23 protein-coding genes and 2 pseudogenes are annotated in these 22,201 nt (G+C 55.2%); 9 read left to right on the forward strand and 16 right to left on the reverse strand.

The genetic code is table 11. The features are described 5' to 3' along the window. Entirely contained in the window at positions 1–369 is a 369-nt protein-coding gene (gene sdhD / locus GBC55_RS00470) for a succinate dehydrogenase, hydrophobic membrane anchor protein (protein ID WP_007977503.1), read from the reverse strand. Further along, positions 363–737: a succinate dehydrogenase, cytochrome b556 subunit gene (gene sdhC, locus GBC55_RS00475; RefSeq protein WP_162436054.1), complete on the reverse strand. Its 375-nt coding sequence runs from the start codon at positions 735–737 to the stop codon at positions 363–365. The genes sdhD and sdhC overlap by 7 nt, the downstream gene beginning before the upstream one ends. A gap of 363 nt (positions 738–1,100) precedes the next feature. On the opposite strand from sdhC, the gene gltA reads away from it, so the two are divergent. The 3 genes from gltA (at position 1,101) to GBC55_RS00490 (ending at position 4,610) form a co-directional block, all read left to right on the forward strand. Further along, on the forward strand, positions 1,101–2,390 hold the full coding sequence (gltA, locus tag GBC55_RS00480) for a citrate synthase (protein WP_003222994.1): 1,290 nt from the start codon (positions 1,101–1,103) through the stop codon (positions 2,388–2,390). A 436-nt stretch (positions 2,391–2,826) separates the two neighbouring features. Further along, positions 2,827–4,497 carry a sodium:solute symporter family protein gene (locus GBC55_RS00485; RefSeq protein ID WP_162436053.1) on the forward strand — a complete coding sequence of 557 codons (1,671 nt, stop codon included), beginning with the start codon at positions 2,827–2,829 and terminating at the stop codon, positions 4,495–4,497. Then, the gene (locus tag GBC55_RS00490) at positions 4,479–4,610 is read left to right on the forward strand and encodes a putative transporter small subunit (RefSeq protein WP_218576848.1); all 132 of its coding nucleotides are present in this window, start codon (positions 4,479–4,481) and stop codon (positions 4,608–4,610) included. Before GBC55_RS00485 ends, GBC55_RS00490 begins: the two co-directional genes overlap by 19 nt. Before the next feature lie 141 nt (positions 4,611–4,751). Here GBC55_RS00490 and GBC55_RS00495 read toward each other — a convergent pair whose 3' ends face one another. The 3 genes from GBC55_RS00495 to GBC55_RS00505 form a co-directional block, all read right to left on the reverse strand. Then, the gene (locus tag GBC55_RS00495) at positions 4,752–6,410 is read right to left on the reverse strand and encodes a cation acetate symporter (RefSeq protein WP_162436052.1); all 1,659 of its coding nucleotides are present in this window, start codon (positions 6,408–6,410) and stop codon (positions 4,752–4,754) included. Continuing rightward, positions 6,407–6,718: a DUF485 domain-containing protein gene (locus GBC55_RS00500; protein WP_162436051.1), complete on the reverse strand. Its 312-nt coding sequence runs from the start codon at positions 6,716–6,718 to the stop codon at positions 6,407–6,409. The genes GBC55_RS00495 and GBC55_RS00500 overlap by 4 nt, the downstream gene beginning before the upstream one ends. 240 nt (positions 6,719–6,958) lie before the next feature. Then, positions 6,959–7,810, reverse strand: a complete 852-nt coding sequence (locus GBC55_RS00505; RefSeq protein WP_162436050.1) for a glycine betaine ABC transporter substrate-binding protein — start codon at positions 7,808–7,810, stop codon at positions 6,959–6,961. Between the two features lie 301 nt (positions 7,811–8,111). On the opposite strand from GBC55_RS00505, the gene GBC55_RS00510 reads away from it, so the two are divergent. Continuing rightward, complete coding sequence (locus GBC55_RS00510) at positions 8,112–9,713, forward strand: glycosyl hydrolase family 17 protein (protein WP_162436049.1); 1,602 nt, start codon at positions 8,112–8,114, stop codon at positions 9,711–9,713. Positions 9,714–9,727: 14 nt separating this feature from the next. Here GBC55_RS00510 and GBC55_RS00515 read toward each other — a convergent pair whose 3' ends face one another. Both GBC55_RS00515 and GBC55_RS00520 read right to left on the reverse strand, forming a co-directional pair. Next, entirely contained in the window at positions 9,728–10,777 is a 1,050-nt protein-coding gene (locus GBC55_RS00515; protein WP_162436048.1) for an RHS repeat-associated core domain-containing protein, read from the reverse strand. Between the two features lie 229 nt (positions 10,778–11,006). Then, complete coding sequence (locus GBC55_RS00520; RefSeq protein WP_162436047.1) at positions 11,007–11,375, reverse strand: hypothetical protein; 369 nt, start codon at positions 11,373–11,375, stop codon at positions 11,007–11,009. 223 nt (positions 11,376–11,598) lie between these two features. Here GBC55_RS00520 and GBC55_RS00525 point away from each other — a divergent pair, with 223 nt between their 5' ends. Together GBC55_RS00525 and GBC55_RS00530 are read left to right on the forward strand one after the other, a co-directional pair. Next, complete coding sequence (locus GBC55_RS00525; protein WP_162436046.1) at positions 11,599–12,897, forward strand: serine/threonine protein kinase; 1,299 nt, start codon at positions 11,599–11,601, stop codon at positions 12,895–12,897. Next, on the forward strand, positions 12,890–13,678 hold the full coding sequence (locus GBC55_RS00530) for a VacJ family lipoprotein (protein WP_162436045.1): 789 nt from the start codon (positions 12,890–12,892) through the stop codon (positions 13,676–13,678). Before GBC55_RS00525 ends, GBC55_RS00530 begins: the two co-directional genes overlap by 8 nt. A gap of 95 nt (positions 13,679–13,773) precedes the next feature. Here GBC55_RS00530 and GBC55_RS00535 read toward each other — a convergent pair. Further along, positions 13,774–13,962, reverse strand: a pseudogene (locus GBC55_RS00535) (DUF808 domain-containing protein); the annotation flags it as partial. Positions 13,963–14,721: 759 nt separating this feature from the next. Here GBC55_RS00535 and GBC55_RS00540 point away from each other — a divergent pair. Both GBC55_RS00540 and GBC55_RS00545 read left to right on the forward strand, forming a co-directional pair. Further along, a complete protein-coding gene (locus GBC55_RS00540) occupies positions 14,722–15,135 on the forward strand; it encodes an MbcA/ParS/Xre antitoxin family protein (protein ID WP_162436044.1) in 414 nt (137 codons plus the stop codon). 285 nt (positions 15,136–15,420) lie between these two features. After that, positions 15,421–15,723: a hypothetical protein gene (locus tag GBC55_RS00545; protein ID WP_162436043.1), complete on the forward strand. Its 303-nt coding sequence runs from the start codon at positions 15,421–15,423 to the stop codon at positions 15,721–15,723. Positions 15,724–15,924: 201 nt separating this feature from the next. On the opposite strand, the gene GBC55_RS00550 is transcribed toward GBC55_RS00545, so the two are convergent. Further along, positions 15,925–16,500, reverse strand: a complete 576-nt coding sequence (locus tag GBC55_RS00550; protein ID WP_162436042.1) for a hypothetical protein — start codon at positions 16,498–16,500, stop codon at positions 15,925–15,927. A 452-nt stretch (positions 16,501–16,952) separates the two neighbouring features. Here GBC55_RS00550 and GBC55_RS00555 point away from each other — a divergent pair, with 452 nt between their 5' ends. Further along, positions 16,953–17,318: an MbcA/ParS/Xre antitoxin family protein gene (locus GBC55_RS00555; RefSeq protein ID WP_162436041.1), complete on the forward strand. Its 366-nt coding sequence runs from the start codon at positions 16,953–16,955 to the stop codon at positions 17,316–17,318. A gap of 902 nt (positions 17,319–18,220) precedes the next feature. Here the strand turns inward: GBC55_RS00555 and GBC55_RS00560 are convergent. The 7 genes and pseudogenes from GBC55_RS00560 to arsN2 form a co-directional block, all read right to left on the reverse strand. Beyond that, positions 18,221–18,463, reverse strand: a complete 243-nt coding sequence (locus GBC55_RS00560; protein ID WP_162436040.1) for an AbrB/MazE/SpoVT family DNA-binding domain-containing protein — start codon at positions 18,461–18,463, stop codon at positions 18,221–18,223. A 90-nt stretch (positions 18,464–18,553) separates the two neighbouring features. Beyond that, the gene (locus GBC55_RS00565) at positions 18,554–19,276 is read right to left on the reverse strand and encodes a hypothetical protein (protein WP_162436039.1); all 723 of its coding nucleotides are present in this window, start codon (positions 19,274–19,276) and stop codon (positions 18,554–18,556) included. A 101-nt stretch (positions 19,277–19,377) separates the two neighbouring features. Then, complete coding sequence (locus GBC55_RS00570) at positions 19,378–19,932, reverse strand: hypothetical protein (protein WP_162436038.1); 555 nt, start codon at positions 19,930–19,932, stop codon at positions 19,378–19,380. Positions 19,933–19,974: 42 nt separating this feature from the next. Then, positions 19,975–20,115, reverse strand: a pseudogene (locus GBC55_RS00575) (MFS transporter); the annotation flags it as partial. Between the two features lie 37 nt (positions 20,116–20,152). After that, a complete protein-coding gene (locus GBC55_RS00580) occupies positions 20,153–21,238 on the reverse strand; it encodes an NAD(P)/FAD-dependent oxidoreductase (protein WP_162436037.1) in 1,086 nt (361 codons plus the stop codon). 37 nt (positions 21,239–21,275) lie between these two features. Further along, complete coding sequence (locus GBC55_RS00585; protein WP_162436036.1) at positions 21,276–21,623, reverse strand: metalloregulator ArsR/SmtB family transcription factor; 348 nt, start codon at positions 21,621–21,623, stop codon at positions 21,276–21,278. An 87-nt stretch (positions 21,624–21,710) separates the two neighbouring features. Beyond that, on the reverse strand, positions 21,711–22,172 hold the full coding sequence (gene arsN2, locus GBC55_RS00590; protein WP_162436035.1) for an arsenic resistance N-acetyltransferase ArsN2: 462 nt from the start codon (positions 22,170–22,172) through the stop codon (positions 21,711–21,713). Positions 22,173–22,201 lie beyond the last annotated feature (29 nt).

The raw sequence follows: 22,201 nt of genomic DNA on the forward strand, positions 1-22,201 counted from the left end.
TCAGATACCCCAGAGAATCTGCACACCCCAGACGAAGTAAGCGAACATCGCAACGCCGCATACTGCCTGGAAAAGGAAACGTACTGCAGTCGCGGACTTGCCCAGCGCCATCGGCGTCAGGTAGTCGGTCGCGATGGTCCACATGCCGACCCAGGCGTGAGCGCCCAGGGCCACAAGGGCCAGCAGACTGAAGATACGCATCCCGTTGTGGGCGAACAGGCCGTGCCATTGGTCGTAGCCAATGCCCGGGTTCGCAGCGAGGTATCCGATCAGGAAGATGAAATAAGCCGCGAGAACGACCGCAGACACACGTTGCGCCATCCAGTCATAAAGGCCGGAACGCGAAAGGTTCGTAACGCTGGTTACCATATCCAAACTCCTGCCAGAACGATCAACACCACGGAAATGGCGATGATAATTTTCGAGCCCAGGCGGCCGCCTTCCAGCGTCTCACCGATGCCCATATCCATGATCAAGTGGCGCACACCGGCTACCAGGTGATACAGAAGAGCGGACAGGAGGCCCCACGCTACGAACTTGGCCAGCGGGCTGGTCAAGGTTGCCTTCACGTCGGCAAAACCTTCCTCGGAACCCAGAGACTTGCCCAATGCATAAAGCATGAAGCCAAGGCCCAGGAAGAGGATGATGCCGGAAACACGGTGAAGAAACGACGTAACGCCGGTGATGGGGAGTTTGATGGTCCTTAGGTCTAGGTTTACAGGTCGTTGGCTTTTCACGGCTTTTTTTTCACACTGAAGAGCCCCTAACAATCAGGGCAAAGTTGTTGGGGAGTGCACTGGTCAGGTAACCACCACCCAGGGATGCGACCCCCAATAAAGCAGGCCCAAAAGCCCCTGGCGGTCGGTGGCCGAGTATAGACAGTTAGGCTACTAATGACAACGCGTTCACCTTCCCCTAATAGCGCATTGCACAAGTTGAATAAAAGGCGTAAATGGCAGGCAATTTCGAGGAAAAAGTACAGTTAAAGCCTTCTGGAGCAAGACTTTAGGCAAATTGACATTCGAATTTATCTCACTATAGTGGTGCGGGCCCTGCGTGGGGGGTCTGTCTGATGATTTCAAGCATAAATAGGAGGCCACATGGCTGACAAAAAAGCGCAGTTGATCATCGAGGGCGCAGCCCCCGTCGAGCTGCCCATTTTAACCGGCACCGTTGGTCCCGATGTTATCGATGTTCGGGGCCTGACGGCCACGGGCCGTTTCACCTTTGACCCTGGTTTCATGTCGACCGCCTCCTGCGAGTCGAAGATCACCTATATCGACGGCGACAACGGCATTCTGTTGCACCGCGGCTACCCGATCGAGCAGTTGGCTGAAAAGTCGGACTACCTGGAAACCTGCTATCTGCTGCTCAACGGCGAATTGCCGACCGCAGAACAGAAGGCCCAGTTCGTCAGCACCGTCAAGAACCACACCATGGTTCACGAACAGCTGAAGACCTTCTTCAACGGCTTCCGTCGCGACGCCCACCCGATGGCCGTCATGTGCGGCGTAGTCGGCGCCCTCTCGGCCTTCTACCACGACTCCCTCGACATCAATAACCCGCAGCATCGCGAAATCTCCGCGATCCGCCTGGTTGCCAAGATGCCGACCCTGGCAGCGATGGTTTACAAGTACTCCATGGGTCAACCCATGATGTACCCGCGCAACGACCTGACGTACGCGGAAAACTTCCTGCACATGATGTTCAACACTCCGTGCGAGATCAAACCGATCAGCCCGGTACTCGCCAAGGCCATGGACCGGATCTTCATCCTCCATGCCGACCACGAGCAAAACGCATCGACTTCCACCGTACGTCTGGCCGGCTCTTCGGGTGCCAACCCGTTCGCCTGCATCGCCGCCGGTATCGCTGCACTGTGGGGCCCTGCCCACGGCGGCGCGAACGAAGCTGTTCTGACCATGCTGGATGAAATTGGCGATGTGTCGAACATCGACAAATTCATCGCCAAGGCCAAGGACAAGAACGATCCGTTCAAACTGATGGGCTTCGGTCACCGGGTTTACAAAAACCGCGACCCTCGCGCCACTGTGATGAAGCAGACCTGCGACGAAGTACTGAAAGAGCTGGGCATCAACAACGATCCGCAACTCGAACTGGCCATGCGCCTGGAAGAGATCGCCCTGACCGACCCTTACTTCATCGAACGCTCGCTGTACCCGAACGTCGACTTCTACTCGGGGATCATCCTCAAGGCGATCGGCATTCCAACCAGCATGTTCACCGTAATCTTCGCCCTGGCGCGGACCGTCGGCTGGATCTCCCACTGGAAAGAAATGCTCTCCAGCCCGTACAAGATTGGCCGCCCACGCCAGCTGTACACCGGCTACGAGTCGCGCGACATCACCAAGCTGGAAGACCGCAAATAAGACCTGTCTTGCGATAACGTCTTTTGCAGTACCGGAAACGGCCTCCTGCCTCTTATATAAAGAGCAGGAGGCCGTTTTTGTTTGTACGCATCGCTGACGGCGCCAGGCCCGTTAGCACATTATTGTATACAAACAACGAGTTAATCTTGCTCCAAGTCTGTATAGTTTCGCCTGTCCATGTCAGGACTGTTCGTTTCTGACACAGGACTCATCTTCCGGCTATCGTCGGCTCTTGCTGCAAGCTTAGGGTTCAACGTGCTAGCGCGCGCTTTGCCTTCAGACCTGAATCGCCCCTTGCGATTCGATTCTTGCCAGCCCTCACAAAACAACCCCGCGGACCTTCGTTCGCTATTGCCTGCCTGTCAGGAAAACCCGGGTTGCTACGCGCATTTCGTTGCCTCTGTACAACGTCGTGGCGCGCATAAAGGAGAAAGGAATGTTCCAACTTTCCACCCCCACTGTCCTCTTGCTGCTGTTCTGTTTTTACGGCCTGACCTTTTTGGTGTCGTTGCGGGTGAGCCGCAAGGACGAAAACGTCGATGGCTATATGGTTTCCAACAACTCCATTGGCTTCGGCATGGCGGCAGCCAGCATGACGGCCACCTGGATCTGGGCCGCCTCGTTCTACGCTTCCGCCAGTTCCGGTTACAAGTTCGGCCTCTCGGGTGCCATGCATTATGGCTTTTGGGGAGCGTTGATGATTTTGTTCATCTATCCGTTCGGACGGCGTTTTCGTGAACTGGCACCCAAGGCCCACACCTTGGCCGAGATCATGCACGCTCGCCACGGGCGCTCCAGCCAGATGATTCTCGCGGGCTCAAACATCGTCGGCAGCATGATCAGCCTGATGGTCAATTTCACCGCCGCGGGTGCGCTGGTTGCCGTACTGTCGCCGCTGAGTTTCATTCATGGCGTGTTGATCGCCGGGTTCGGGGTTTTGGGTTACACCATCTGGTCAGGGTTTCGCTCCTCGGTCATGACCGATTTCGGCCAGTTGGTTGCCATGATTTTTGCTGCAGTGGTGATCATCCCCATTATTTTCTTCCAGCTTGGCGGCCCTGATTTGTTCGCCCAGGGCATGCCGAATATCTCTGCAGAGCAAGCCAGCTTCTATTCAAAGACAGCTATTTTGGAACAGGGCGCACCGTATTTTGTGGCAGTGCTAGCCTATGCCATCGGCAATCAGACCATCGCGCAACGCCTGTTCGCCGTACGTGAGGATTTGATGAAGTCGACCTTTATCACGGCGACCATTGGTTATGCCTCCATCGTGATCGGTTTGGGGATGCTGGGCTTTCTGGCGTTGCTGGCCGGTGTACAACCGGTGGGTGGCGACTTGAACAACCTGATCCCGCAAATGGCCGCTACCTACTTGCCGCCCTTTGCAGTCGGACTGTTTTTCATCATGGTCATTGGCTCGCTGTCATCAACCGCCGATTCGGATTTATCGGCGTTGTCCGCGCTGGTAATGACTGACGTCTATGGGAAAAACCTGGCCAAAGGCAAACCCAATCCAAAAACCATGTTGCTCGTAGGACGTTTGACCATGGTCGCGGCGACGATGCTTGCCGTGGTGTTTGCCAGCCTCAAGCTGGACATCCTGACCATGCTCATCTTTGTCGGTGCGCTATGGGGCGCCATCGTGTTTCCGGTCATCGCCAGTCTGTATTGGGGACGGATCACCAATGCCGCCTTTACCTCTGCCGCCTTGGCGGGCTTCCTGATGTTCCTGGTTGCGCGCTTCGAAATCCTTCCTTTGCAAGGAGCGGTGGCGCTGTTCTTCGAGCTGTTTGCGTCGATAGGTGGCGGAGTAGTCATCGGGTTGATGGCCTTCGGATTCCTCGGCCGCACCGCAGGGTTCGTGTGTGGCGGGCTGGCGTTTTTGATCCTGGCCCCGTTCGCATTCGGCTTCTTGCGTGATTACCCGGTACTGCTCAGCTCACTGACCGCCTATGGCGTCAGCACGCTGGTGTGCGTGTTTGTGAGTTTGCTGTCTGACGAACGTTTCGATTTTGACTGCATCGCCGAGCGCGTCGTCGCCTTTCATGACAACGACGAATGTGTCACTGAAGACAAAGGAGTTTCCCCATGTCCAGTTTTGCGTTAACCCTGTATGTGCTGATCTGGCCCGTCATTGCGGCGGGGGTGATGATCACCTTATGCGTCAGCGTGTATCGTGACATCCGAAAAGCCAGACGTGACGGCACCGACCTGGTCTAAAGGCGGCTCGAGGAGGCTATGTATTCGCCTCCGCCGGCAAGCCTTGCGTCTCGAACATGCAATAACCGCCCAAAAAAATGCCCCGATCTCTCGATCGGGGCATTTCTGTTTAACCCACCTTACTCAAACAAACCTGAAGCCTTAGTGGGAAACCGCCCCACTCGCCCCCAAACCTGTCTGCGAACGAACAAATTGCGGGAAGAACAACGCCCGTTCCTTGACGCCTGCTGCGGATTTGTCAGTGACCGAGAAGAACCAGATCCCCACAAACGCAATGGCCATCGAGAACAACGCAGGGTACTCATACGGGAAGATAGCCTTCTCGTGATGCAGGATCTGCACCCAGATGGTCGGACCGAGCACCATCAAACCAACAGCGCTGATCAGACCCAGCCAGCCGCCGATCATCGCACCACGCGTGGTGAGCTTCTTCCAGTACATGGAAAGCAGCAGCACCGGGAAGTTACAGCTCGCCGCGATGGAGAACGCCAGGCCCACCATGAACGCGATGTTCTGGCTCTCGAACAGAATGCCCAGACCGATAGCCAGCACTGCCAAAGCGATAGTGGTGATTTTCGAGACGCGGATTTCATCCTTCTCGTTAGCCTTGCCCTTCTTGATCACACTGGCATACAGGTCGTGGGACACCGCCGAAGCACCGGCCAGGGTCAGACCGGCAACTACTGCCAGAATGGTCGCGAACGCTACTGCCGAGATGAAGCCCAGGAAGATACTGCCGCCGACCGCGTTGGCCAGGTGCACCGCCGCCATGTTGTTGCCGCCCAACAGCGCGCCAGCAGCATCTTTGAAGGCTGGGTTGGTGCTGACCAGCAGGATCGCGCCGAAGCCGATGATGAACGTCAGGATATAGAAGTAGCCAATGAAACCGGTCGCGTACAGCACGCTCTTGCGAGCTTCTTTCGCATCACTCACGGTGAAGAAGCGCATCAGAATGTGCGGCAGGCCAGCGGTACCGAACATCAGCGCCAGACCCAGGGAGAACGCAGAGACAGGGTCTTTCACCAGACCGCCCGGACTCATGATCGCGTCACCTTTCGGGTGAACCTTGATGGCTTCGGAGAACAGTGCGTTGAAGTCGAAGTTGACGTGCTTCATGACCATCAGCGCCATGAACGAGGCACCGGACAGCAGCAATACAGCCTTGATGATCTGCACCCACGTGGTCGCCAGCATGCCGCCGAACAACACATACATGCACATCAGGATGCCGACCAGGATCACTGCTACATGATAGTCGAGACCGAACAGCAGCTGGATCAGCTTGCCGGCGCCGACCATTTGCGCGATCAGGTAGAACGCCACCACCACCAGCGAACCGCACGCGGACAGCGAGCGAATCTGGGTTTGCCCAAGGCGGTAGGACGCCACGTCGGCAAAGGTGTATTTACCCAGGTTACGCAGACGTTCGGCGATCAGGAACAGAATGATCGGCCAGCCCACCAGGAAGCCGATCGAGTAGATCAGGCCGTCGTAGCCGGACGTGAACACCAGGGCAGAAATACCCAGGAAAGACGCAGCCGACATGTAGTCACCGGCAATGGCCAGACCGTTCTGGAAGCCGGTGATCTTGCCACCCGCTGCATAGTAGTCGGCTGCCGAATTGTTCTTCTTCGAGGCCCAGTATGTGATGTACAACGTTGCGCCGACGAATGCCACGAACATGAGGATCGCAGGGATGTTCAGCGGTTGTTTGTGCACTTCGCCCGTCAGGGCTTCAGCCGCCCACGCGCCAGGCGCAAAGGCTGCAATGCTCAATAGAGCCATCAGACGCCGGATCATTGCTGAGCCTCCTTGAGAATCGCATTGTTCAGGTCGTCGAATTCGCCATTGGCGCGTCGCACATAAATAGCGGTCAAGATAAAGGCCGAGAGAATCAACCCGACACCGATCGGAATGCCCCAGGTAATCGATGACTCGGGACTGATTTTCGCCCCCAGTAAATGCGGCCCGTAAGCAATCAGAAGGATGAATCCGGAGTAAAGCCCAAGCATGATCGCCGAAAGAATCCAGGCGAACTTTTCTCGCTTACTAACCAGCTCCTTGAAGCGCGGGCTGTTTTGAATCGAGAGGTAAATGCTGTCGTTCATTGTTTTTATCCTCGCAGCACAGATTATTGTTGGAACGTTATCCACTCTATGCGGCTGCGGGCCAGGTTCCAGACGACCTTAGTATTAGAACGACATGACAGACTCGCCAAACTCCAGCACGCGGAAATAAATGTGGGAGCGAGCCTGCTCGCGATAGCGGTGTACCCGTCAACATCATCGCTGACTGATGCACCGCAATCGCGAGCAGGCTCGCTCCCACAGGGTTAAACGAGGTGACTGTTATTTAATCCAGTCAGCAACACGTTCCGGGTGTTTGGCAACCCAATCCTTCGCCGCGGCATCCGGCTTGGCGCCATCCTGAATCGCCAACATGACTTCGCCGATTTCGTCTTTCGACGCCCACTGGAAGTTCTTCAGGAACTTGGCCACTTCCGGTGCTTTGGTCGCCAACTCTTTGCTGCCGATGCTGTTAACGGTTTCAGCTGCGCCATAAACGCCTTTCGGGTCGTCCAGGAAGCGCAGTTTCCACTTGGCGAACATCCAGTGCGGCACCCAACCGGTGACGGCGATGGATTCGTTTTTCTTCTCGGCACGGGTCAGCTCGGCAATCATGCCGGCGCCGGAACTGGCCTTGAGGGTGTAGTTGGTCAGGCCGTAATCCTTGATAGCCTGATCGGTCTTGAGCATCACGCCCGACCCTGCGTCGATGCCAACAATGCGACCTTTGAAGCTATCGTCGGTTTTCAGGTCCTCAATCGACTTGGCTTTGACGTATTCCGGCACGATCAAACCGATTTTGGCGTCCTTGAAGTTCGGGCCGTAGTCGACGACCTGGTCCTTGTTCTTGGTCCAGTAATCGCCGTGAGTCACCGGTAGCCAGGCGGACAGCATCGCGTCGAGTTTGCCGGTTGCCACGCCCTGCCACATGATCCCGGTCGCCACCGCCTGGAGTTTCACGTCATAACCGAGCTTCTGCTTGATCACCTCGGCGGCCACATGCGTGGTCGCGACGCTGTCGGACCATCCGTCGACATAACCGATGCTCAGGGTTTTGCTCTCGGCATTGGCCATGGTGGAGCCAATCGCAAGCACCAGAGCGGCACCCGCGCCTAAAAGTCGTCGCATCTTCATCGTTACTTCCCCGAAAGTGCTGCGCTCGACGGATGCCGAGTCGCGTCAACGTATTGTTTTGGTGCGCCGTGCGCCCATCACGCTTCACTGCAAACTCGTTGGATCATCAACGCGATGTCTCTACAAAAGCGCTGATGCGTCGATCATCAACCTCACGACAACTGCGACCTTCTCTGCCAGCGACCTCAAGGCATCGAGAAACGACATCAGAACGCCATTAACCCTGACCGGGCAAAGCACGCAGGCCGATCCGCCCGAACTTTGCATGTCAAAAGCATGTACGCCACCAAGCGCGAGGCAAATGCAGGTAACATGCGCGGCTTTGCTCCCACACGGCCTGACCATGTCCGCGACTTCCCGATTTCCTTTTTTTGCCTACCTGTTCGCTTGCCTGCTGGGGCTGTTTGCCTTGGGTGGCTTCTGGTACGGCCTGGGCAAACCCGTGATCCTGCCCGACGTGGCCAGCGCGACGCACAAGTTGCAATGCGCCTCCTACACCCCGTTCGACAAAGACCAGTCGCCGTTCGACGTGCCGTTCAAATTGCGCCCCGAGCGCATGGACGCGGACCTCGCGTTGCTGGCCACCCGCTTTGAATGCATTCGCACTTACTCGATGACCGGCCTTGAAGCCCTGCCCGATCTGGCGCGCAAACATGGCCTGAAGCTAATGATCGGCGCCTGGGTCAACAGCAACCCAGTGGACACTGAGAAAGAAGTGGACCTGCTGATCGCGTCGGCCAACGCCAACGCGGATGTGGTGACCTCGGTCATCGTCGGCAACGAAGCCCTGCTGCGCAAGGAAGTGACTGGTCCGCAACTGGCGAAACTGATTAATAAAGTCAAAAGCCAGGTCAAACAGCCCGTCACCTATGCCGACGTCTGGGAGTTCTGGCTCAAGCACCCGGAAATCGCGCCGGCGGTGGACTTCCTGACGATTCACCTGCTGCCGTATTGGGAAGATGAACCTTCGAATATTGATGCCGCCCTCCAGCATGTCGCTGAAGTGCGTCAGGTGTTCGGCAACAAGTTTGCGCCCAAGGATGTGGTAATCGGCGAGACCGGTTGGCCGAGCGAAGGCCGTCAGCGCGAGACCGCCCTGCCGAGCCGGGTCAACGAGGCGAAGTTCATTCGCGGCTTCGTCGCCATGGCCGAACAACAAGGCTGGCACTACAACCTGATCGAAGCGTTTGACCAGCCGTGGAAACGCGCCAGCGAAGGCGCGGTGGGCGGTTACTGGGGCCTGTTCGATGCAGATCGCCAGGACAAGGGCGTCCTGGCAGGTCCGGTGTCGAATGTGCCGTACTGGTCGCAGTGGCTGGTTGTGGGCGGTTTTATCTTTCTGGGCACACTGATCCTTGGCGGGCGTGTCCGCAGCACGCGTGCAGCCCTGGTTCTACCGCTGCTCGGCGCGCTGGCGGCGTGCTCGATTGGCGCCTGGGGCGATCTGGCACGCGTCACTACCCGGTTCACCAGTGAATGGGTGTGGGTCGGATTGCTGACGGCGTTGAATGTGCTGGTGCTGGCCCATGCCGCGCTGACCTTGAGTGCCCGTACCGGCTGGCGTGAGCGTGCATTTAACGTGCTTGAACGCCGTGCCGGCTGGCTGGTTGCGTTCGCAGGCTTTGCGGCAGCGGTGACGATGCTGGAGCTGGTGTTCGACCCGCGCTATCGCAGCTTCCCGAGCATGGCGTTCATCGTGCCGGCGCTGGTCTACCTGTGCCGCCCGGTGAACGTGCCACGCCGGGAGATTGCGTTGCTGACGTTCATTGTGGGCGCGGGTATTGCGCCGCAGTTGTTTCAGGAAGGGTTGCAGAACCAGCAGGCTTGGGGCTGGGCGCTGGTCAGTGTGTTGATGGTGGCGGCGTTGTGGCGGTGTTTGCGGGTGAACAAAGGCCAACGCTAACAACTTTGTGAGCTCTAGACCGAATCTCTTCTCACGGCGGACCGAATATTAGCGACTACGTCTTTGTAGTCGCGTGGGTATCTGGCAAAGAAATCGCCTCTCACCTGTTCAAAATTCGCTTGTGCCTGAGCGACGCCACGCTCAGCAAGACCAAGCTGTTGATGAGCTGTCGAATTCACTATGTCTGAAGGGTTGAAATCAGGTATTTCCTTCAATGGTGGGGAATCGGCAAACCGCTGAAGAACCGAGTACTGTTCCTGGGCAGCATTCAATGTTTCTTGAGCTAGCGCTTTCAGGCCAATGGCATCGTGCATCCTTCCCTGATCAATCGAGTACAGCGCCTGCGGAACTGCCAAGTCCAGTGCGTCGACCTGAGAAGTATTCAGACCAACTTTCGAGACCAAATCCGCAGAATTGTTTACAGCAGGGTTGGCAACTTTTTTGGCTGAAGGTAGTAGCTTGCTAGCGGAGCCAAGTAAGGATTTACTCGCCACGAACTCTCGAAATCTGAAGAATGAAACCAACAAGGGACTATGCCCATTCGGATCCACCCGATTAACCGGATCGCCCGCGCAATACGCATAAGCATTCACCCCACCCCTCCCAAACGGACTCAAACTGTCCGGGCTGTTAAACCGCATCAACACCGGGTTAAACGCGCGATACCCATTCCCCAGCAAATAATGCCCGGTGACCGGATCCCGTCGCTCACCATTGAAACCCAAAAGACTGCTCAAGCCGCTTTCTGGTGACCGATGACCATAGGGCGCATAAACAGGCCGTTTATGCTCATCGACAGCAACCGCATACAACACCGAACGTTGCAAATCAGTGGCGAGCAAAGCGCTGTCAACCCGCCCCGCCTCACGCTGCTGCTGTTGAGCCATGAGCTGTGATTCATGCTCAAACATCGAGTACCGCACCGGCCCCTGGATCTCAGTGGCCAGACGGTTTTTCCGATAAAAGCGCTGAACAGCATCCTGATTCAAGGGTGCGCAATTCACTACCCGGTCCAGCGGGTCGTATTGATAGCGGCAGAGCAACGTCTCTCGCTGAACAGTCATGGCGTTGCTCCGATTCATATCCAAGGGTTGGATAGCTAGATTCGGAGTTATCAGAAGGGCTGTCTACTATCAGAACTGTTAGGTAGAAGCTGCAACCTGTCTATGTTAGATGGGACATTTTCCAACCTTTCCGGCCTCATCGCGAGCAGGCTCACGCCTACATTTTAACGCGATCGCCTGTTGGACACGTTCAACATGTAGGAGCGAGCCTGCTCGCGATGACTGACTATCAAACAGTACGAGGCGCCCTGACCAACCGCAAAGCAGCAATCACCACCGCAAAAACAGCCAACGTCGTGTTGTACAACGCCAACGCCGGGAACCCCAACACCAGCGCCAGCACCGCCAACCACCACCCTGCCCGCCCCGGCAGCAAAAATCCGATCACAGCCGTCGCGACCGCTGACCAACCCAACACGTTGAAATGAATCATCAAGCCCAGGTTCGAACGAGCCTGACACTCCCAGCGACTCGCCTCATCCACGCAAATCCCGACCCATTGCGCATCCTCCATGAAGCCATAACGCGCGCCATAACTGGCGGCCAGCCACAATGGCAGCAAAACAAGCAGCAAAATCACGGGCAGACGGCGAGACATGGAGCACTCCAATAGACGAAAACGGCGGCCAGCTTAATCCCCTCGCGGTTTTAAGCAAACGCGCGTAACAGATAACTAGTCATGAAACAGCCGCAAAGTGTATCGTCCAGCTACTATTACCCGGAATTAAGCCAGTTTGGTGCCGATGCGTGGCACTTTGGCGCCGAACCCGTGGTCATAGCCTGCGAACTTCATCCGGCACCTTCCTCTAAGGGATCTAGTCATGCTCCGTTCCTTGCGCTTCGCCGCCCTGTTTGGCGGCCTTATTTTGAGTGCGTCCGCACTGGCGGTCGACATCGACGCCGCCAGTTATGGCTACCCCTTGACCAACCCGTTCGAGGCGACCATTGCCACGACCCCACCGGACTTGCGTCCGGAGCTGCCGCTGGACGACGACATCAATCAGGAGGATCGCAGCATTACCCTGCGACCGGAGCGCGCCTTCGAACTGCCGGATAACTTCTGGGCGGTAAAAAAACTGACCTACCGTATCGCGACCCAGGATAAAGCGGCGCCGCTGATCTTCCTGATCGCCGGCACCGGTGCGCGCTATGACAGCAGCCTTAACGAGTACCTGAAGAAGCTCTACTACAAAGCGGGTTACCACGTCGTGCAATTGTCGTCGCCGACCAGCTTCGACTTCATCAGCGCCGCCTCACGCTTCGCGACCCCGGGCATCACCAAGGAAGATGCCGAAGACATGTACCGGGTGATGCAGGCGGTTCGAGCACAAAACCCGAAAGTGCCGGTTACCGAGTATTACCTGACGGGCTACAGCCTCGGCGCACTGGATGCCGCGTTCGTCGCGCACCTGGACGAAACCCGTCGCAGCTTCAACTTCAAGAAAGTCCTGCTGCTCAACCCGCCGGTCAACCTCTACACCTCCATCACCAATCTGGACAAACTCGTTCAGACCGAGGTGAAGGGCATCAACAACAGCACGACGTTCTATGAACTGGTGTTGAACAAACTGACCCGCTACTTCCAGCAAAAAGGCTACATCGACCTCAACGATGCGCTGCTCTACGACTTCCAGCAGTCCAAACAGCACCTGACCAACGAACAGATGGCCATGCTCATTGGCACTTCGTTCCGTTTCTCGGCGGCCGACATTGCCTTTACCTCGGACCTGATCAACCGCCGCGGCCTGATCACCCCGCCGAAATACCCGATCACCGAAGGCACCAGCCTCACGCCATTCCTCAAGCGTGCGCTGCAGTGCGACTTCGATTGCTACATCACCGAACAGGTCATCCCGATGTGGCGCGCTCGCACTGACGGCGGCAGCCTGCTGCAACTGATCGACCAGGTCAGCTTGTATGCGCTCAAGGATTACCTGCGTGACAGCCCGAAAATCTCCGTCATGCACAACGCCGACGACGTCATCCTCGGCCCGGGCGACCTCGGTTTCCTGCGCAAGACCTTCGGCGACCGCCTGACCGTTTACCCATTGGGCGGCCATTGCGGCAACCTTAATTACCGCGTCAACAGCGACGCCATGCTGGAGTTCTTCCGTGGCTAAATATCTCCTGCTTATCGCAGCGTTACTCTGTGCAGGCGTCGCCAATGCCGACAACAGCAAAGCCAACGCCCCTGTCGTCGTCGACAGTGACGGCTTCAAAGAGCCGCTGAGCAAACTCAACTTCAACCCGGGGCTGGATCAGCGCGAGTTCGAACGCTCGACGCTCAACGCGCTGAACGTCTACGACCCGCTGGAACAGTGGAACCGTCGCGTTTACCACTTCAACTACCGTTTCGACCAATGGGTGTTCCTGCCCGTCGTCGATGGCTATCGCTATATCACCCCGAGCTTCCTGCGCACCGGCGTCAGCAACTTCTTCAACAACATCGGCGATGTGCCGAACCTGTTGAACAGCCTGCTGCAGTTCAAAGGCAAGCGCTCGATGGAAACCACCGCACGCCTGTTGCTCAACACCACCATCGGCATCGCCGGCCTGTGGGACCCTGCCACCGCCATGGGCCTGCCGCGCCAGAGTGAAGACTTCGGTCAGACGCTGGGCTTCTACGGCGTGCCGGGCGGCGCGTACTTCGTGCTGCCGATCCTCGGTCCTTCCAACATCCGTGACACCGGTGGCCTGGCCGTGGACTTCACTGCCGAGTCGGCGATCAACTTCCTGAACGTCTCGGAAGTCAGCTCGAACCATCCTGAAGTCTGGATGCTGCGCGGCGTTGACCGTCGTTACCAGACCAGCTTCCGCTATGGTCAGCTGAACTCGCCATTCGAGTACGAGAAAGTGCGCTACGTGTACACCGAGTCGCGCAAGTTGCAGATCGCCGAGTAAGTTCGGCGGCGACAAAAAAGGCCATTCGATGCAAATCGAATGGCCTTTTTCATGCAGTTAACAACACCACATACTCCCTGTAGGAGTGCCAGGCTTCAGTTTTTCAGAGCCTTCCAGAGTTTGCTAACAGCCATCACCCCAGCCAACACCACCGCACCCGCCACAATCCCCGCCACGGCATTCAGCAACATCGGTACGATAAAACCCGCCCCGCCTGCACTTGCGCTGACGCTTTCGATCCAGTGATGAATCACCGGCACACCATGGGTCAGAATCCCGCCGCCGTCTCAATCCAAAGGATTAACCATATGGACACAAAATAAATCAATATAATCAGGCAATTGAATAATTCTTATTTTGTCCATATGGACACATAAAAATGGACTCTCCGAAGCCTTTGATTAGGCCCGCACCCTCTGTCACGACGTAAAACCATAAAGCCACGTAGCTCAAAATCGTCGGGCCCGCACCTCATTAACCGCCCTCACACATACAACTGCTCGGTAAAAGCCGACTTGTGAACCTTCATTTCAACGCCCGATTGTCAATCTGATTGAGGTTTGCAATACCATGATAAGCCGCTAGCCGTGGTGTCGTCATAAATCCAGCCATACCCCCAATTACCCCTCCCGTGGCGGCGGTAGAAGATGGCATGTCATCGCACTCCCAGGAGTTGAGTACGCTGTAATAGCCTAAGACAACGCCAAACGCCTCTCTGCCAGAGCATTTGATAAGGCTTCTAGTTGAGAGTCCATGGTTTTGGGCGTGCGCATGGTCGGGGATGGCTGTCGTAAACTAAGCCCACGCAATAGGCGTTGGTCTTGGCCCTGCGGGCTTCCATCCGCACTCCAGCCCCCCCGCCTTTTTGGGCCTGCAACGTAGCTTTCTGCGCTGTAACGTAAGCAGTGTTACAAAGCACAAAATTACGTTACAGACCGTTGATTGCAAAGCTGATGGAGCTTTTCACGAATGGAGTAATTCAGAACGTTGAAAGATCAATTTAGTCGTCGGTCTGAGAGGCCATACTGGTCGATGGAGATAGATTGATAAGTTCGTTCACTAACCAGTCATCATTGAACATGTGGTGGAGCATGCAATCAGGCACATCGGGCACTGCAAACGCCGTACTTGGCAAAGCTTTTATCCGAGCCGGAGAAGGGTTGGGACTTGATGACAGTGATCTGGCAGCCGTCTTGGGCGAGCAGGTCTCCAATGTGCTGCGTCTACGTCACGGAAATGAACTGCTTCAACCGGGTAATGAAGCTTGGAGCCGCGCCATCCTCTTGGTTGAGCTGTATCAGTCATTGCTCGCACTCGTAGGAACCGAGCGAAATGCAAAGATCTGGCTAAGCAGCCAGAATCGCGGTCTGAGTGGTCGACCGCGTGATCTCATCGCATGCCAAGCGGGACTGGAGCAAGTAGTTCAGTATTTGGCTGCTACTCGCTCACTCATTTAACCTCTCCCGCACATCGCTGAAAATACTGCCATGGAAAACGAAATCAGGAGTGGGGCGTGAAGTGGTTCGGTCATTTGATACGACTCGTTGTCGAGACAACAGATCAGGCCGCGAGCAAGCCAGAGAACGAGAATTCATCGACACGCTTAACGGCCTGAAAACTCTGCGTGTGACCCCTGATGGTGGTATGTCGATTGATCCAGAAGAGATCCGCGACCGTGTGATCGCAAGTCGTCATGCGCTAAAGCACTTCGTTCGGCGCCCTTAAACCACGAGGCTAAAAAAATGCTCATGGCTCAAGAGGTTTACCAGGTATTGCGCGATGTCGCTATGGCGTCACGCCCAATGCGCCGAATCACCTCAGCCAGCTGGAACGAAATTTACTGCGGGTTGGTGACTGTCGACGTAGATGGATGGGTAATCACTCTGTTCAATGATCGCGGCACGCTCGACTACTGCGACAGCTGTTACAGTCCGGACGGTCGAAAATACGAATTCAACTCTACCGGCCCCCATGAAGCAGATCCGGTGGAGCTATTAGGCCAAGACGAACATCTTCGACTTGAAGAAATTCTTCAAAGTATCTAACTCAACCACCATAAATTCATCGGCGGTGAAAGCGCAGATGATTGAACTCCGAAGCCATGAAGCAGCCCTAACCGACTAGGCTGCCTACAATCCAATCTAGCCTTGCGAGAACCCAACAGTGCCTTACGCGCGCTTACCGGCACCGCGCCCCAGCTAAAGGCTGTGGCTGTGGCTGAATCTAATAACACCTACCAAACGGTGCTACCCCAAGCAATTTGCGGCGATCGATAAATGAAACCATAGCCATAGTGCCTGCTCCTTAGTGAAATACATCCTGTACCACCCGAAATCCATTTCGATGTTTTCCCCGGTCTCGCTCGCCACAATCATGTCGTAGACAGCTTCTTCTCCAAGGTCCAGTTCGATCATTGGCTCGGGATCAGAAAACTCACCGCCTGCTATGTATAGATAATTCTGATGCGCTAATGCGGTCAGGACGATCTGCTTCTCATTCTGATGCTTTGTAGCCGTAAACCTATCCGGGACAAATTGATCGAAAGCAGCTTCGTACGCATTTCTTCTGATTCCATCCGCAACACACAGCGCAACATCCGGGCTTGCGTGCTTAATCGTCGCAAGTGCTTCAAAGAGGCACCGGGCGACCTCAGCAGCTTGAGGGGCGGTATAAGACTGTACGAAATCATCAAGCGAAAGCCTGATAATTTCGCCACCCTTTGTTTCAATGGATGCGTCATAGAACTCATCGACGTAGTCCAGCCAATGGAATTTTCCGCTGACCTCATACGTAAATTCATTGCCAACTGCCGATGCGCTCATCGTGTTTCTCATTAATCGATCCTATGTTCAAAATAAGAACGGTTCGAAATGAGAAAACCTTTAGCCCAATTTCATTTATTTTTAAATAAATTTGTGGACACCGGATCGCATGGCAGCGGGAGGAGAGAAGGGTCGCATGTTTCCTTGCTGGAGACGAGATCACACCCAACCACCCTCCTCGTCGCACAGGCTTCAAAATGCCTTGTTTTTTGGGCATGCCCCGATGGGGTCGGCTGTCGTAAACCAAGCCCTGTCTACGCCAGGTATCGGCCCTCCGGGCTTCCATCCTCATGCTCTGCGTGCTCCGCTTGCCGCTTGCTGATCGTCGGCACCATTTCCAATCCTCTGCCTGAAACCCATTGCATGGCTGCTGGAGCCGTTCACCGGTCAGAAGCGGCCATACTATGAAGATGGATAGATAAACTCGGTCATCACAGATCATAAGGTGGAGCATGAAATCAGGCGAATCGAGCACCGCAAACGCTGTACTTGGCAAAGCTTTTATCCGAGCCGGGGAAGGGTTGGGGCTTGATGACAGTGATTTGGCAGCCGTCTTGGGCGAGCAGGTCTCCAATGTGCTGCATCTACGCCACGGACATGAATTGCTTCAACCTTGCACCGAAGCGTGGAGCCGGGCTTTGCTTGTGGTTGATTTTTATCAGTCATTGCTCACGCTCGTAGGAACCGAGCAAAAGGCAAAAATTTGGCTAAACAGTCAGAATCGTGGACTGAGTGGTCTACCGCGTAATTTCATCACATGCCGAATGGGACTGGAGCAAGTCGTCCAGTATTTAGCCGCATCTCGCTCACTCATTTAACATCTCCTGTACATCGCTGAATATGCTGCTATGGAACACGAAATCAGGAGTGCAACTTGAAGTGGTTCGGTCGATTGGTACGACTCGTTTACCGAGACAACAGATCAGGACGCGAGCAAGCCAGAGATCTGGCGTTCGTAGCCGCCCTCAATGATCTGCAGTCTCTTCGCGTTACGCCCGACGGCGGTATGTCGATCGACCCTGATGAGATACGAGAGCAGGTGATAGAGGGTCGCCTGTCACTCAAGCGATTCGTGCGATGACCAACGGGATTCATCTGACGTACTGAGCCGAGCCGTTGGCTCGAAGGGGCGATAGCAGGACGGCATTGCATCGCGCTCGACTGCCGCCTTGAGAATCACACAAGTACTCCCATCTCTAATTGCCCGATAAGATCAAAGACCGCACTCGATTCCGCTCTCGTTTCTCGCATATCTAGTGAGCGTCTCGAACCAAGCCCACGAAGCGGCGCATCCATGCGGGGGCATCGTTCTCGAATAGGTAACAAGCTTGGTCAAACACAGCTATCAGCGTCACCAAGCGATCGCTTTCGGCAGTGTTGAAATGGCCAGTTTTTGCCCTTCGCGCCAACGTCGTGGACGACCCGCAAATAGCACTGGAGATATCCGCACGGCATCTGCACCAGGGTCGCTATCTGATCAAGTAACTCGAAAGGAAGGCCTTGATGCACAACCTCATTTAGTTTCTTCCCGAGAGACGGCAAATGCAGTGCTGCCCAAATATCCCCATGGGTTTTTGGGGCAGGCTGATATTCAATACTCATGTCTCAGATACGTATAAGCCGGGCGGACGGTCAAGAGAGTTTGTCGATAAAGGCACTCCCGCCGAGTACTCAGCTAGCTTCAGTTCACCCTGCGTCAGCATCAATGATGCTAAGCCCGTCATCGAGTATGTGAACCTTCGGCTGCAATGGCAGCATTCATGTCCTCAACACTAACGGGAACTCTCAGCTTCCGGATCATGCCCTTGAGGCTTTGCACAGAATGAATGGCCGCAACTATCGCGAACTGGCCTTCCGAAATTTCGAAGAAATGAACTCGATCTCCTGGCTTCAGGCCGAGCGAACTACGTACCTGAGCAGGGATTGTGATCCGGCCGCGTGATCTAAGGATTGCGGAAGGCATGGGAATACCTACGAGATTGGCTCATTACATAGTAGCTAGGCTTTGCGCCGAGATGTCACCTCGTCCCCAGCGCAGGTAATCACAGCGCTACTACGTGCGGGGCCTGTTCATTAATCTTTTGTGCAGTTCTTTCAGTTCTTCGCACTCATTGCGAGTGGATTCATTGAATAGCTCAAGAAGCTCGTTGTTCCCCATCCAATACCCTGTATGGTCGACCCCCTTCTGGAGCTGAACAAGCTGCTGGTGAGTAAGCTTTGCAGACCAGGCGCGGAAGCTCATCTCCACTTTCTCTCGCGTCTCGTGGCATCCAGGGCACAACGCCCGAAGCGAACTTATTGGGTATTCCCAGGGACGAAATCCATTGCTCATACGGGCGTAATAGCAATGGTGCGCCTCAAGTCTGCCGGCAGCTCCGCAATCCTGGCACTTATGCTCAGCCACTTGCTTCACGAGGTCAGCTTTACGCTTCCAGCGGGGATCGCGAAGGAGCTGCGAGTACGTGGATTTTGCCGGGGTCGGAGTGAAGTCGTAATCCTTAATTGGGTAGATGCCCAGATTCCAGCTATGCCCCATCTCGTAGTAGAACCCAAAGCTTTCGAAGATGTCGTCGAACTCGGTGAGATCGCATCCGTAATTCAGCATGTAGTGGATACTGCTGCTGTCGAACACCAAAACGTATACGGCGTCGTTCAGCCAGCTTTCTCCACGCTTCAGCCACTCTGCCGGCGTAAGGAAAAACGCATCCCCCAAAAGCCCCTCGCGTACCAGCCAATCCTCGAATGCCAACAATAGACGGCGCAGATTCTCTTCCATGTGGGGCTTCCATAATGTCTTTGCTCGCTTTCCTCTCGCAGGGGAAAGCTCGGCAAGCCCGAAGGCCAGGGCAGAACTGTTGAAGCGAAACTCTGTGTCGCCTATGCCTTTACCGATACTGATAGCCCGTTGGATGTGAATGAAATCAGATCATCACCATACCGAACCGCGTCAGCTCGAATAATGAGCTCGTACAGTGCAAAGCCTTTCGCCTGGATCACCTGCGAAGAGTTCGCAGAGTTCAACTTCATCTTCTTGAGCGCCTCCGTGGCATCAGCTTTCAAGTCGAAAACCTCAATGACGCCCGCATCTCCCACCTCCTGCTGAGAGTGGGCCACAGCCCCAATGCCTGGCTTGCCAACGTAGAAGATGCAGCATTTTTTGAGACCGAGCATATGAGGATGTTTGGGGCCGCGCCGGATGAGCCACATTCCGTTAGGGCCACGCGCAGTCCGATGTGGCACCAGCATCAACTGCTTCACCTTAGCGTTCTCAAAATGCGTCAAATCCAAAGCAGGGACACCAACATGAATCAAGGTGCCGCCACACCTCAATGTCGCCTTTTCGCTCTCAGCGGCCCTCCAGGACGCGCCGGGCTCCGCCTCCCGCATGACCCGCCATACGGCAGGCATCACGTCGAGGGTTTTCTGCCCCATGCCTGTTATGCATTCAAAAAGCTGCCGTTCCTTAACTGACTATCCTGTTTCTTTGGTGATTGGTGTCGCAAGAACTGCTGGCAGGTAATAGGTCGAACTCCAAGCGAGGATTTGTGCGATGCCTAATGCCCACACAAGCCTGAGTCGGTTGATAGGTTGCTGGCTGCTTTCTAGGTTTTTCACTAGCTACGGGCTCTTGTGTTTTTCAGACGTAAGCTGCTCAGTCTTGCGTTACAGGCGTGGGGGCGGCTTCCAAATTACGAACTCGCTTTAGCAAATAGGGGAGTATGTGTTCGGCATCAGGCCCCACGCCTCGTAGAGTTGCTGAGGCGAAGTTTCGTTGTTTGGGCAAGCCTACAAAGTACAAGCCTGGGATATGAACTGCTCGCCCGTCGCGTTGCGCCACTCGTCCCTGCTCATCCATTACTGGAAGGCCTTGGAGAAATGGCAGGTTCGGACGAAAGCCAGTGGCAAAAACGAGGCTATCAACGGTTTCATGCTGACCTTCGGCCCAAATCACGCCTGTTGAAGTGACCTCGGAGAACATTGCTGCTTGATTGAAGTATCCGGATCTCAGAGCCTTTCTGTACGTGCCGTCGTCCAGTACAGGCGTGCTTTGATCGTTTAGCCACTTAGTTTTCTCTAGGCCTGTCCATTTCAACCAAGTATGAAAATCTGCTCCTAATATCCGTTGTGGCGCGAATCGAATCGCCTCTCGCGTGGCCAGAGTCACTGTTGCAACGTTGGATAAGTCGTAAGCGATTTGTACAGCGGAGTTAGCAGCGCCAACTACGACGATGCGTTGCCCACTAAATGCTTCTGCATTCCGATAATGAGCACTGTGAAGCTGAGTGCCGGTGAAGTTTTTGAGCCCAGGGATATCGGGTACGTAGGGACGACTGAAGGCTCCTGAAGCCACGACAACTGCTCTCGCCGAAAAGCATTGTCCGTTCGTGGCAGTGATCCGAAATCCTTCGCCTTCCTGACATACGTTTGCGACCCTAATCCCTTGGAGAATAGGTAGCCGGAAGAAGTCGGCATACCGTTCGAGGTAACGCACGACTTCATCTCTAGTAGGGTAGTGGCCTGCTGCTCCAGGGAAAGGAAGCCCCGGAAGAGAGGAATATGCTGCTGGTGAGAACAATTCAAGGCTGTCGTAGTAATTACGCCAGTTCCCCCCAGGCAGCGGTTGCTCATCAAAAATTCGGAAATTGAGGCCTTGCTGCTTCAGGTGCCAACCGCTAGCCAACCCTGCTTGGCCAGCACCAATGACAACAACATCAAACATCTGATTTTTTGCGTTCATATATGCGCACTCATGCACGTATTCATACAAAAAAGGATCAGTCCTTTTTGCCTGGACAGCACAGCGGGGCGATGCTTTTGGTGTGGAGGAGGATGGCTTCTAGACGCTTGATAATGGCTGGGCCGTCCACTTCATAGAACATCTGGCGCCCTACCTTAGCAGATCGAACAATCCCTGCTTCCAGTAGCACCTGAAGATGACGAGATACAACCGAACGCTCCTGAGGCAGCTCAGCCGCAATTTCAGTTACATCAGCGCGACCTAATAGCATGACTCGCTTCAGCACGGCGATTCGCGGTGGCTCACACAGGGCCTTGAAGAATGCGCCGTCCAACGATTCGATGGCGGCCTCAATGGCTTGGGTTCGGTTTAGTGATGTAGTCATAAAGGAACTATATGTGCATGTATGTGCACATGTAAAGGCTAGGTCGAAACTGGACACTACCTCCCAGGCTATCGGATGGGCAGACTATCAGCCATTGTCGAATGGTAACGCCTTGCACATGTAGCAAGCCGAGCCAGGGCAAAGCCCCATGAACTGCTCCGTCTGAGAAATCAGAGGCGGCGCAGAGACTCGTTGATTTACTGCATAGCCCTGCTGCTCAAAAAAGCTTGACGCAGTTGTTGTCAGCAAATGAAATCGAGCGATTCCCTCCTCGGCAGCTATCGCTTCAATGACCCGAAGCACCGCGATACCGACCCCCTTCGATCTGTACGCCGGTTCTACGACCATGGAGCGCAGCAATCCATCTGTCCCATGCGTTTCAAACCCTCCCCATCCAACAGTCTCACCATCCCGTGAGAACTCAAAAAAGGTTCGGCCTGGAAGATCAATATCGTCTGCTGGAAGGTCAGCAGATTTCAGCGCATCGCGAAAGCGCTGCCACTGTCCTCCGGCTATTTCCTTTGCCTGGATCATCATCTTCCCCTCCATCCTCTCATCTCCGTTATGCCGACACGCAT

Origin of the sequence: Pseudomonas sp. TNT3, assembly GCF_010095445.2 — a bacterium.
GTDB lineage: Bacteria > Pseudomonadota > Gammaproteobacteria > Pseudomonadales > Pseudomonadaceae > Aquipseudomonas.

Bases quoted from the DNA above. Each gene is read 5' to 3' on its own strand.
- sdhD (WP_007977503.1), bottom strand. From the start codon at position 369: ATGGTAACCAGCGTTACGAACCTTTCGCGTTCCGGCCTTTATGACTGG.
- gltA (WP_003222994.1), top strand. From the start codon at position 1,101: ATGGCTGACAAAAAAGCGCAGTTGATCATCGAGGGCGCAGCCCCCGTC.
- GBC55_RS00485 (WP_162436053.1), top strand. From the start codon at position 2,827: ATGTTCCAACTTTCCACCCCCACTGTCCTCTTGCTGCTGTTCTGTTTT.
- GBC55_RS00490 (WP_218576848.1), top strand. From the start codon at position 4,479: ATGTCCAGTTTTGCGTTAACCCTGTATGTGCTGATCTGGCCCGTCATT.
- GBC55_RS00495 (WP_162436052.1), bottom strand. From the start codon at position 6,410: ATGATCCGGCGTCTGATGGCTCTATTGAGCATTGCAGCCTTTGCGCCT.
- GBC55_RS00500 (WP_162436051.1), bottom strand. From the start codon at position 6,718: ATGAACGACAGCATTTACCTCTCGATTCAAAACAGCCCGCGCTTCAAG.
- GBC55_RS00505 (WP_162436050.1), bottom strand. From the start codon at position 7,810: ATGAAGATGCGACGACTTTTAGGCGCGGGTGCCGCTCTGGTGCTTGCG.
- GBC55_RS00510 (WP_162436049.1), top strand. From the start codon at position 8,112: ATGCAGGTAACATGCGCGGCTTTGCTCCCACACGGCCTGACCATGTCC.
- GBC55_RS00515 (WP_162436048.1), bottom strand. From the start codon at position 10,777: ATGACTGTTCAGCGAGAGACGTTGCTCTGCCGCTATCAATACGACCCG.
- GBC55_RS00520 (WP_162436047.1), bottom strand. From the start codon at position 11,375: ATGTCTCGCCGTCTGCCCGTGATTTTGCTGCTTGTTTTGCTGCCATTG.
- GBC55_RS00525 (WP_162436046.1), top strand. From the start codon at position 11,599: ATGCTCCGTTCCTTGCGCTTCGCCGCCCTGTTTGGCGGCCTTATTTTG.
- GBC55_RS00545 (WP_162436043.1), top strand. From the start codon at position 15,421: ATGCTCATGGCTCAAGAGGTTTACCAGGTATTGCGCGATGTCGCTATG.
- GBC55_RS00550 (WP_162436042.1), bottom strand. From the start codon at position 16,500: ATGAGCGCATCGGCAGTTGGCAATGAATTTACGTATGAGGTCAGCGGA.
- GBC55_RS00555 (WP_162436041.1), top strand. From the start codon at position 16,953: ATGAAATCAGGCGAATCGAGCACCGCAAACGCTGTACTTGGCAAAGCT.
- GBC55_RS00560 (WP_162436040.1), bottom strand. From the start codon at position 18,463: ATGCCTTCCGCAATCCTTAGATCACGCGGCCGGATCACAATCCCTGCT.
- GBC55_RS00565 (WP_162436039.1), bottom strand. From the start codon at position 19,276: ATGGAAGAGAATCTGCGCCGTCTATTGTTGGCATTCGAGGATTGGCTG.
- GBC55_RS00570 (WP_162436038.1), bottom strand. From the start codon at position 19,932: ATGGGGCAGAAAACCCTCGACGTGATGCCTGCCGTATGGCGGGTCATG.
- GBC55_RS00580 (WP_162436037.1), bottom strand. From the start codon at position 21,238: ATGAACGCAAAAAATCAGATGTTTGATGTTGTTGTCATTGGTGCTGGC.
- GBC55_RS00585 (WP_162436036.1), bottom strand. From the start codon at position 21,623: ATGACTACATCACTAAACCGAACCCAAGCCATTGAGGCCGCCATCGAA.
- arsN2 (WP_162436035.1), bottom strand. From the start codon at position 22,172: ATGGAGGGGAAGATGATGATCCAGGCAAAGGAAATAGCCGGAGGACAG.